Annotated in this window: 9 protein-coding genes; 3 read left to right on the top strand and 6 right to left on the bottom strand. The window is 70.2% G+C overall.

Translation table 11 applies throughout. The features are described 5' to 3' along the window. Positions 1-1,193: exodeoxyribonuclease VII large subunit (gene xseA, locus ATE62_RS22520; RefSeq protein WP_058818621.1), on the bottom strand; the 1,193-nt coding region annotated here is incomplete at its 3' end. Between xseA and purD the strand changes: the two genes are divergently transcribed. Both purD and ATE62_RS22510 read left to right on the top strand, forming a co-directional pair. Continuing rightward, a complete protein-coding gene (gene purD / locus ATE62_RS22515; protein WP_058810593.1) occupies positions 1,192-2,502 on the top strand; it encodes a phosphoribosylamine--glycine ligase in 1,311 nt (436 codons plus the stop codon). The genes xseA and purD overlap by 2 nt on opposite strands. 24 nt (positions 2,503-2,526) lie before the next feature. Then, positions 2,527-3,231 (top strand): hypothetical protein, encoded by a 705-nt coding sequence (locus tag ATE62_RS22510; protein WP_058810592.1) that lies wholly within the window; start codon positions 2,527-2,529, stop codon positions 3,229-3,231. 418 nt (positions 3,232-3,649) lie between these two features. Here the strand turns inward: ATE62_RS22510 and rpmG are convergent, their stop codons facing one another. From rpmG to ATE62_RS22495, 3 genes are all read right to left on the bottom strand, one after another. Continuing rightward, complete coding sequence (gene rpmG / locus ATE62_RS22505) at positions 3,650-3,817, bottom strand: 50S ribosomal protein L33 (RefSeq protein ID WP_058810591.1); 168 nt, start codon at positions 3,815-3,817, stop codon at positions 3,650-3,652. A gap of 218 nt (positions 3,818-4,035) precedes the next feature. After that, positions 4,036-4,758: an energy transducer TonB gene (locus ATE62_RS22500; RefSeq protein ID WP_058810590.1), complete on the bottom strand. Its 723-nt coding sequence runs from the start codon at positions 4,756-4,758 to the stop codon at positions 4,036-4,038. Positions 4,759-4,897: 139 nt separating this feature from the next. After that, positions 4,898-6,205, bottom strand: coding sequence for a glutamate--tRNA ligase (locus ATE62_RS22495; protein ID WP_058810589.1), 1,308 nt, complete (start codon positions 6,203-6,205; stop codon positions 4,898-4,900). 116 nt (positions 6,206-6,321) lie between these two features. Between ATE62_RS22495 and ATE62_RS22490 the strand changes: the two genes are divergently transcribed. Further along, entirely contained in the window at positions 6,322-7,530 is a 1,209-nt protein-coding gene (locus ATE62_RS22490) for a GGDEF domain-containing protein (protein WP_058810588.1), read from the top strand. Here the strand turns inward: ATE62_RS22490 and ATE62_RS22485 are convergent. Both ATE62_RS22485 and ATE62_RS22480 read right to left on the bottom strand, forming a co-directional pair. After that, on the bottom strand, positions 7,454-7,888 hold the full coding sequence (locus ATE62_RS22485; RefSeq protein WP_058810587.1) for a DoxX family protein: 435 nt from the start codon (positions 7,886-7,888) through the stop codon (positions 7,454-7,456). The two genes, ATE62_RS22490 and ATE62_RS22485, sit on opposite strands and share 77 nt — an antisense overlap. A 22-nt stretch (positions 7,889-7,910) precedes the next feature. Continuing rightward, complete coding sequence (locus ATE62_RS22480) at positions 7,911-9,578, bottom strand: NAD+ synthase (protein ID WP_058810586.1); 1,668 nt, start codon at positions 9,576-9,578, stop codon at positions 7,911-7,913. Positions 9,579-9,720: the final 142 nt, after the last annotated feature.

The following is a 9,720-nucleotide window of genomic DNA, read 5'->3' as shown; positions in this document are numbered from 1 at the left end:
AGCGAGGTGAGCAGCCGCCCCAGCCCTTCGAGCAAGGCGCGGTCGCGGTCCCAGCGCCGCGCGAGCAGCGCGGGGCGTAGCGCACTGCCACGCGTCGCGAGCCGCTCCGCCACGACCGCCAGCCGGTGCCGCTGCGCGCGATCCAGCCGGTCGGCGGCGTCGTCGAGCCGCTGGCGCTGCGGCGCATAGAGCGCCTCGCGCTTGGGCAAATGCCGCGCCAGCGCCGTCAGCCGTTCGCCCGCCAGCGCCTGCTGGCGGTTCGCGGCGCCGATCATCCGCCCGCCCCAGCCGGCGAGGATTTCCTGCAGCTCGGCGCGCACCGGCACCGCGATCTCGGCCGCTGCGGTCGGGGTGGGCGCGCGGCGGTCGGCGGCATAGTCGGCGAGCGTCGTATCGGTCTCGTGCCCGACCGCGCTGATCGTCGGGATGCGGCAATCGGCGATCGCGCGCACGACCACTTCCTCGTTGAACGCCCACAGATCCTCGATCGAGCCGCCGCCGCGCGCGACGATGACCAGGTCGGGGCGCGGCACCGGTCCACCGGGCTCGATCGCGTCGAAGCCGCGCACCGCACCCGCGACCTGCGCCGCGGCGCCGTCGCCCTGCACCAGCACCGGCCAGACGATGACGCGCGTCGGGCAGCGGTCGGCGAGGCGGTGGAGGATGTCGCGGATCACCGCGCCGGTCGGCGAGGTCACGACCCCGATCACCCGCGGCAGATAGGGCAAGGCCTGCTTGCGCCCCTGGTCGAACAGCCCCTCGGCGCCGAGCCGCGCCTTCAATTTCTCGAAGAGCAGCATCAGCGCGCCTTCGCCCGCGACCTCGAGGCTTTCGACGACGAGCTGATATTTCGAGCGCCCCGGATAGGTGGTGAGCTTGCCGGTCGCGATCACCTCGATCCCGTCCTCGGGCCGGAAGGCGAGGCGCGCCGCCTGCCCCTTCCACATCACCATGTCGATCAGCGCATTGTCGTCCTTGAGCGCGGCATAAAAATGCCCCGACGCCGCGCGCTTCGTCCCCGACAGCTCGCCGCGCACGCGGACGCGGGAAAACCCGTCCTCCACCGTCCTCTTGATTGCGGCAGACAATTGGCTGACCGTCATATCGGGCGCATTGTCGCCGGGCGCCGCCTCGGCTAACAGCCGCGCCGCGGGGTCGGTTTCGGACGCCGGATCGGGAAAAGGAACGGTCATGAATATCCTGCTGGTCGGCTCGGGCGGCCGCGAACATGCGCTGAGCTGGCAACTGGCACAATCGCCTTCCTGCGCCAAGCTCTATGCCGCGCCGGGCAGCCCCGGGATCGAGGCCTTTGCCGAATGCGTGAGCATCGGTGTCGACGACCTGGACGGGCTTGTCGCCTTCTGCACCGCGCACGGCATCGACTTTGTCGTCGTCGGCCCCGAGGCGCCGCTCGTCGCGGGGCTCGCCGACCGGCTGCGCGCGCTCGGCATCGCGACCTTCGGCCCCGGCGCCGCGGCGGCGCGGCTCGAAGGCAGCAAGGGCTTCACCAAGGATTTGTGCGCCCGCGCGTCGATCCCGACCGCCGCCTATGCCCGCTGCAGCAGCGCCGAGGAAGCCCATGCCGCGCTCGAAGGCTTTGACATCCCCGTCGTCATCAAGGCCGACGGCCTCGCCGCGGGCAAGGGCGTCATCATCGCCGAGACCGCCGAGCAGGCGGCCGCCGCCATCGAGGACATGTTCCACGGCGCCTTCGGCGGCGCGGGCGCCGAGGTGGTGATCGAGGAATTTATGACCGGCGAGGAGGCGAGCTTCTTCGCGCTCTCCGACGGCGCCAATGTGATGGCCTTCGGCAGCGCGCAGGATCACAAGCGAGTCGGCGACGGCGATACCGGCCCGAACACCGGCGGCATGGGCGCCTACAGCCCCGCCCCCGTGCTGACCCCCGAGCTCGAGGCGGCGGTGATGGACCGCATCATCCGCCCGACGGTGGCGACGCTCGCCGCCGAGGGCACGCCCTATGTCGGGGTTCTCTTCGCGGGGCTGATGCTGACCAGCGAAGGCCCCAAGCTGATCGAATATAACGCCCGCTTCGGCGACCCCGAATGCCAGGTGCTGATGATGCGCTACACCGGCGATCTCGCCGCGCTGCTCCACGCCGCCGCAACGGGCCAATTGGCGGAAGCGACCCCGCCCGCCTTCACCACCGACTATGCGCTGACCGTGGTGATGGCCGCCAAAGGCTATCCGGGCACCCCCGAAAAGGGCGGCGCGATCCGCGGCATCGCCGACGCCGAGAGCGGCGGCGTGCGCGTCTTCCACGCGGGCACCGCGCGCGACGGCGAGACGATCGTCGCCGCGGGCGGCCGCGTGCTCAACGTCACCGCCACCGGGCGCAGCGTCACAGAGGCGCAGGCGCGCGCCTATGCCGCAGTCGACAAGCTCGATTTCGCGACCGGCTTCTGCCGCCGCGACATCGGCTGGCGCGAGGTCGCGCGCGAAGCCGAATGCGCGAAGCTGGACGGCGCGGACGCGGACGCATAGGCTGACCACAACAGGGAGACTATCATGGCGTGGCTTCAGGAAAATTATGTCATCGCGGTCGTCGGGCTCGTCGTCGCGATCGTGCTGCTGTGGTTCCTCTTCGGCCGCAAACGGGCCGAGGATGTCGCGCCGACCGTGGCGCCGCCCGCCGAACCCAAAAAGCCGCTCGAAGCCGTGAAGCCCGAGATCGTCGCGGCCGAACCCGCGCGCTTCAAGCCCAAGGAGCCCGCGCCGGCCCCCGCTGCCCCGGTTGCTCCGGCGCCGGCTCCAGCGCCGGTAGCCGAAGCACCGCCTCCGGCCGCGGCGCCCGTCGAGCCCGAACCGCAGCCTGCCCCGCCCGCGGCGCCCGAAGCCGTCGCCGAGGCCGAACCGGCACCCGCCCCCAAGCCCGAGCCGGCACGGACGCCCGAACCCGAGCCTGCCGCCGCGCCGGAACCGACCCCGGCTCCGGCTCCGGCTCCGGCTCCGGCTTCCGCCAAGACCGACAATCTGCAGCTGATCAAGGGCCTCGGTCCCAAGCTCGCGGGTCTGCTGAACGGGCTCGGCGTCACCGGCTTCCAGCAGATCGCCGATTGGACCGACGCCGATATCGCCACGATCGACCCGCAGCTCGGCGCCTTCCAGGGCCGCATCGCGCGCGACAATTTCGTCGACCAGGCGGGCTATCTGGCGCGCGGCGACAAGGCCGGGTTCGAAGCGAAATATGGCGCGCTGGGGGACGAGCTTTAGGGCCTTCGGGCGGGAGCGGCCGCGAGCCATCCTTTTATTCGCGCAGAGGCGCAGAGGCCGCAGAGGCGGCAATCTTTCCTCTCTGCGGCCTCTGCACCTCTGTGCGTATTGCGTTGGTCGAGTTGCAGTTCGACCGCTTTCGGGCGGAACGCGACGTTGGCGTAACCCACTTTCGTCACCCCGGGCTTGACCCGGGGCCTGCCTTTTCTTGATCCGACGTCGAAAGAAGGAAGGCGGGTCCCGGGTCAAGCCCGGGATGACGACCGGACAAGTGGCAGCTCCCCACGTCGAACCCGGCCCTTCCCGCGCGCACGAAAAAGGGCGGCGCAATGGCCGCCCTTCGGGATCGCATCGACCCCCGCCTTCGCGGGGATGACGTTCTGCCGTGCCGTTTCGCGATGCGAAACGGGTCAAAACGTCACTTGATCTTGGCTTCCTTGAACTCGACATGCTTGCGCACGACGGGGTCATATTTGCGCTGCGCCATCTTCTCGGTCATCGTGCGCGGGTTCTTCTTGGTGACATAGAAGAAGCCGGTGTCGGCGGTGCTCACGAGCTTGATCTTGACGGTCGTCGGCTTGGCCATGGCCCTGTTCCTCGAAAATTTGACGCAGAAACCGGTGGCGGTCGCGGCGCGCGGGACGGTTGGCCCCGACTGATGGTGTGAAAAACAACAGGGCAGCGCGCAAGCACGCCGCCCCCGATAAGCGCGCGCCTCTGACCGGATTCGGCGCTTATGTCAAGCGAAACGAACGAACGGCGGCCGGTGTCAGGTGCGCGACCGCCGCCCGCCCGGGAGAGGCGTCAGGCGTTCTTGATCTCGAAGCGCACCGTCATCTCCTTCCAGCTTTCCTCGGCCACCCCGCCGCGCGTCGCGGGCTTGAAGCGCCATTTGGCGAGCGCGCGCCGCTTGGTCGCCTCGAAGAAACCGGGGCTGTCGCTGCTGACCAGTTCGACCTGCTTCACCTTGCCGTCGGCGCCGATCAGCACGCGAACCTTGGCCACGCCCTCGATCCCCTCGCGCTGCTCGCGCGGCGGATAGTCGGGCTGGAAACCCCCGATGTAGCGCTGGTCGAGCTGCGCGAGCACCAGCTTGGGCGGCGGCGCGGGCGGCGTCTCGGGAATCGGGACCGGCCCCGGCTCGGCGGTCGGCGGCACCGGAATCGGGGGCAACACCGGGGCGGTGAATTCGCTGGTCGGCGGCGTCGGGACAAGCGGCGGCGCCGCCGACAGCGCGCTTTGCGGCGGCAGCACCTGGTCGGTGGGGTCGGGCGGCGGCGGCACCGGCTTGTCGAGCTCGATCAGCGTGCCGATGGTCGGCTCGACGATCGGCTTGGGTTCGATGATCATCGGCGACAGCGCGACGGCGACGAGCAGCGCCGCGGGCAGGCCGATTGCGATCGCCGCGGCGGCAGGGCGATGCCCGGCGCCGGGGTTGTAGCCGCCGCGTTGCAACAGGTCGGGTCCGGCGGGCACTGCGGCGCGGCGCGCCGACAGGACGGACGAAATCATCGGTATCAGGGTCATGGCCTCTCTCCTTGCCGTGAGCGACCCCGGGCCGCCGCGCTTGTGCTGCTGTTCCGGCCAGGTCGGAATGATGTGATATTATAACATCCCCAAGATTGTCAAGCGCGAAGGTCGGCAAGGGGATCGCAGCGAGGAAAGCCTAGGCCGACAGCCGCGCCGACGCCTGATCCCGGGCGATCAGCGGCAGCAGTTCGGCCATGTCGGGACCATGGTCGCGCCCCGTGAGCGCGCGGCGCAGCGGCAGGAACAGCGCGCGGCCCTTCGCGCCGGTCGCGTCCTTCACCGCACCGGTCAGCGCGTGCCAGGGGTCGGCGCCCCAGTCGACGCCGGGGGCCGCGGCGGCAGCGGCTTCGAGCACGGCGCGATCCTCGGCGGCAGCGGGCGGCGGCGCGAAGGGCCCGTCGAACACCGCTACCCAGTCGGCCGCCTCCGCCACGGTCATCAGGTTCGGGCGAATCGCGTGCCAGCGCGCCGCGTCGATCGCCGCAGGGATGCGGGCGGCGACGTCCGCATGGTCCAGCTGATGCACGATCTTCTGGTTGAGCAGCGCGAGTTCGGCCTCGTCGAAGCGCGCGGGGGCGCGGCCGAAATGCGCGAAGTCGATCGTTTCGACCAGCGGCGCGGCGGTGGTGACGGGCTCGACCGGATCGCTGGTGCCGAGCCGCGCGAGCAGCGCGAGCAGCGCGACCGGCTCGATCCCCTGTTCGCGCAGGGCCTCCATGCCGAGCGAGCCCAAGCGCTTCGACAATTTACCCTCGGTCCCGACGAGCAGCGCTTCATGCGCAAATGCGGGGGGCGCCGCGCCGAGCGCGCCGAACATCTGGATCTGCGCCGCGGTGTTCGACACATGGTCCTCGCCGCGCACGACGTGGCTGATCGCCATCGCGATATCGTCGATCACGCTGGGCAGGAGATAGAGCCAGCTGCCGTCGGCGCGGCGCACCACGGGGTCGGACATGGTCTTCGGCTCGAAATGCTGCGGGCCGCGCACGAGGTCGGTCCACTCGATCGGCGCGTCATGGTCGAGGCGGAAGCGCCAGTGCGGCGTCACGCCTTCGGGGACCGGCGCGCCCGCGGGCTTGCGCTCGTAGACCGGCGGCAGCCCGCGCGACAGCAGCACCTTGCGGCGGATGTCGAGCTCCTCGGGCGTCTCGTAACAGGCATAGACGCGCTCCGCCGCCTTCAATTTCTCGAACTCGGCCTCGTAGAGCGCGAAACGCGCCGACTGGCGCTCCTCGCCGTCGATATCGAGCCCGAGCCACGCGAGATCGGCGCGGATGCCGGCGACATGCTCCTCTTTCGAACGCTCGAGGTCGGTGTCGTCGATGCGCAGCAGGAAGCGCCCGCCATGCCTCCGCGCCCACAGCCAGTTGTGGAGCGCGGTGCGGATATTGCCGACGTGGAGGCTGCCGGTCGGCGAGGGGGCGAAACGCGTGGTGACGGTCATGGCCGCGCCTATAGCCGCAATGATCGCGGCGTGGCGACCATCAACTTGCCCCCACCCCCTTGCACCGGCCCGCCGCGATTAACCGCTTCTTCGCGCTTTGCGGCTAGCCCGGGGCGATGGAGGGTGAAACGAGGGGATGGCGCTCGCGGCTGTGGCCGCGCGTACCGGCGGCGATTGCCGACGAGCTCGCGCTCGCCCGCGTCGCGCGGCTGCAGGTGCTCGTCCCGATCCTCTATGCCACGATGATCGCGGTCGTCGCGGTCGCGATGCTCGCCGCCGCGGGCGAAGCGCATTGGCTGATCCGCTACGGCATGCCGCTCTCCGCCATCGCCATCTCGGCGGTGCGGCTGGTCCACTGGCTGCGCAGCCGGTCGCGGCCGATGACCGCCGCCGCCGCGCGCCGCCTGACCGCGCGGGTCGCCTTGATCGCGGTACCGATCGCGGCGCTGTGCGGCGTCTGGACCGCGGCGAGCTGGCTGCTCGCCGAACCCGGCCAGCGCAGCTATTATCCGATGTTCATGGTGATGGGCACGCTGACCACCGCCTTCTGCCTCGCCTCGGTGCGCGGCGCGACGCTCGCGGTGCTCGGCGCCGGCCTCACCCCCGTGATCGCCGCCTTGCTCGTCACCGGCAACCGCATGGACCAGATCGCGGTTGCGATTGTCCTGCTCGCGATCGTCTTCCTGGTCCGGCTGGTGTTCGACCAGCATGCGCAGCAGGTCGAGATGCTGCTGCTCCGCCGCCGCCTCCAGCGCCAGGCGATGACCGATCCGCTGACCGGGCTCGCCAACCGCCGCGCGCTGCACATGGCCGCCGACGAGATATTCGCCGAGGGCGGCATGGGCGTGAGTAGGGGCGCGGCCAGGGGCGCGGCGCTGGTCCTGCTCGACCTCGACGGCTTCAAGCCCGTCAACGACCGCCACGGCCATGCCGCGGGCGACCGGCTGCTGATCGCGATCGGCGGGCGGTTGCGCGCGCATGCGGGCGAGCGCGCGACCGTCGCGCGCATCGGCGGCGACGAATTCGCGATATTGCTCCCCGAATGCGATGCGACCGCGCTCGACGTGCGCGCGAGCGCGCTGCTCGCCGCGCTCGCCCCGCCCTTCCCCATCGACGGCCAGCCGATCCGCATCGGCGCGACCGCCGGGCTCGCCTCGGCGCCCGCCGACGGCGTCAACCTGCTCGCGTTGATGCGCGCCGCCGACGCCGCGCTCTACGCCGCCAAGCCGGCGCGCGATGCCGCGCCGGTCAGTGCAGCGTCGCCGCCGCCGCTGCCGGCCGCCGCGGCCACCAGGCCCAGGCGATCGCGAGCAGCGCGGCGATAAGCAGCACGCTATATTCGACCCCGTTGCGCCCCGCGCCGACGACGAACCAGCCCGCGGGCATATGCACGAGGATCGCGCCGAGCGTCAGGATCGCGGCATGCCCCAGTGCGGCGAGGCTGGTCCAGCGCCGCGCCAGCATCAGCGCGGGGCCGATAAGCTCGTACAGCGTCACCGCCATCGCCCAAGCATAGCCATAGGGAAAGCCGATGCTGTCCAGCCAAATCCCGAACGGTTCGACCAGCCCCATCGTCAGCCGGTAGGCCCCGTGGATCAGGATCAGCAACGCGACGGTGATGCGCAGCGCCTCCAGCGCCATCGCCGCGCGCGCGGGCGGCACATTTTCTCCCAGCAAGGCCATTCGTCTCTCCCCTTTTTGCGCGTCACCCCGTCCGGAAACCATGGGTGATCGGATAGCGCCGGTCGCGCCCGAAATTGCGCGTCGAGAGCTTGACCCCCGGCGGCGCCTGGCGACGCTTGTACTCGGCGATCGCCAGCAGCCGCTCGATCCGCGCCACCGCGTCGCGCTCGAAACCATATTTCGCGACGACATCGTCGACGCTCGCCTCCTCTTCGACGAGCATGTGGAGCATGCGGTCGAGATCGGCATAAGGCGGCAGGCTGTCCTCGTCCTTCTGGTCGGGGCGCAGCTCGGCGCTGGGCGGCTTGGTGATGATGGTGTCGGGCATCACCGGGGTCACGGGGTTGCGCGACAGCCGCGGAATAGTCTCGTTGCGCCATTTCGCCAACGCGAAGACGGTCATCTTATACGCGTCCTTCAGCGGGTTGTAGCCGCCCGCCATGTCGCCATAGATGGTCGCGTACCCGACGCTCATCTCGCTCTTGTTGCCGGTGGTCAGCAGCATCGGGCCGAATTTGTTGCTGAGCGCCATCAAGGTCACGCCGCGGATGCGCGACTGGACATTTTCCTCGGTCGTGTCGACATTCCTGTCGGCGAAGCTGTCGCTGAGCATGATGTCGAAGGCGTCGACCGCGGGCGCGATCGGGATGGTGTCGAGGCGGCAGCCGATCATCGCCGCGCAGCCCGCGGCATCGTCGAGGCTCGCTTGGCCCGTGAAGCGGCTCGGCAGCATCACGCACCACACCTTGTCGGGGCCGAGCGCGTCGGCGGCGATCGCGGCGCAGATCGCCGAATCGATCCCGCCCGACAGCCCGAGCACCACGCCCGGGAAGCGGTTGCGCTCGACATAGTCGCGAAGGCTCAGGATCATCGCGCTGTAGATGTCGGCGGGATGCGCCTCCCATTCGGCGATCGCACCGGGTTCGCAGCGCCACCCCCCCGCACGTCTTGTCCAATGCGTGACGCGCTCCTCCGCCTCCCAGTCGGTCAACCGGTGCGACGTCGTCCCGTCGCCGTTGAGCACGAAGGAGCAGCCGTCGAACACGATCTCGTCCTGCCCGCCGATGCGGTTGAGGAAGATCACCGGCAGCGCGGTTTCGGCGACGCGGGCGGCGAAGACCTGCGTCAGGCGCCGCTCGTCCTTGTCGATCTCATAGGGGCTGCCGTTGACCGAGATCAGCAGCTCGGCGCCCTGCCCCGCCAGATGCCGGCACACCGTCGGCAGCCAGCCGTCCTCGCAGATCGGGAGGCCCAGCTTCACCCCGCGCCACGCGACGACATCGGGCAGCGGGCCGGGGGCGAAGATGCGCTTTTCGTCGAAAGTGCCGTAATTGGGCAGTTCGTGCTTGCGCCGCTTGGCGACGATGCGGCCGCCGTCGAGCAAGGCGACGATATTATAGAGGCTGCCCGCCTCCCATTCGACCGAGCCGACGAGCATCGCGGGGCCGCCGTCGGCGGTCTCGGCGGCGAGGTCGGCGAGCAGCTTCGCCGCGCGCTCGGCGAGCGCGGGCTTCAGCACCAGATCCTCGGGCGGATAGCCGATCAGCTGCAGCTCGGGATAGAGGATCAGGTCGGCTTGCCCGTGCCGCGCGCGGACGGCGCGCATCGCATCGGCATTGGCGGCGAGGTCGCCGACCATTTGGGTCATCTGGGCCATCACGATGGTGAGCTGCTGCGCGGGGGATGTCATGCCAGCGGGTTTAGGACCAACCGCCCGGATTTCAACCCACCGGGGCGGCGCGAACGACGCGGCGGCTTAGGGGTGGGGAGCGGACATCTTAATCCTCCCTGCGGCGAAGCCGTGGGGAGGGGGACCACCCGCAGGGTGGTGG

The sequence above is a fragment of the Sphingopyxis sp. HIX genome, from assembly GCF_001468285.1.
Taxonomy (GTDB): domain Bacteria; phylum Pseudomonadota; class Alphaproteobacteria; order Sphingomonadales; family Sphingomonadaceae; genus Sphingopyxis.
The sequence above is the reverse complement of the archived record's forward strand: the minus strand, read 5'-3'. Positions and strand labels throughout refer to the sequence as shown.